Below are 596 nucleotides of genomic sequence, written 5' to 3' on the forward strand. Positions count from 1 at the left end.
CCCGTTGGGATGGTGTCTTCCACATCACTGGCCAGTGAACGCACATTGGTCACTGCTGATGCGGTGTCTTCATCCACACTTAAGCTGATAGCTTGTACCTCAGGGAGGTCGTTCACTGGGGTAATAGTGACTGTCACTGTCGCCGCTGTTGAGGTATTCAATGCTGCATCTTTTACCGTATAAGTAAAGGTGTCTGTCCCCGTTACATTGCTATTCGGTGTATACGAGGCAATGCCATTGGTGATACTTACCGTGCCTTTACTCGCGGGTAATACGATGGCCGCTGAAGCGACCACTAGGTCATTTTCTGCATCACTGTCATTCGCTACCAAGCTAAAGTTCACTGGCGTGTCTTCTGCAGTGGTGGCACTGTCATCCATGGCAACCGGTGCATCAGCAACCGGCGTTACCGTAAGTGTTACTGTCTGTACCGCCGATAACGCACCTGCGCTATCACGAACTTGGAAGGTGAAGCTGTCGCCGTGGTTTTCACTGCCGTCATGTTGATAACTAAAGCTACCATCACTGTTTAAGCTGACACTACCAAATTGTGGTTGACTGACCAGCTCTGCGCTGAGTGTGTCGCCTGCATCATC

General features: G+C 50.7%; 1 protein-coding gene. It reads right to left on the minus strand.

What is annotated here, in order from left to right; all coding sequences use genetic code 11:
* The coding region (locus H5187_RS23930) for a tandem-95 repeat protein (RefSeq protein ID WP_182798517.1) at window positions 1–596 on the minus strand (596 nt) is incomplete at both ends.

Origin of the sequence: Pseudoalteromonas sp. SG44-1 (assembly GCF_014164315.1) — a bacterium.
Classification (GTDB): domain Bacteria; phylum Pseudomonadota; class Gammaproteobacteria; order Enterobacterales; family Alteromonadaceae; genus Pseudoalteromonas; species Pseudoalteromonas rhizosphaerae.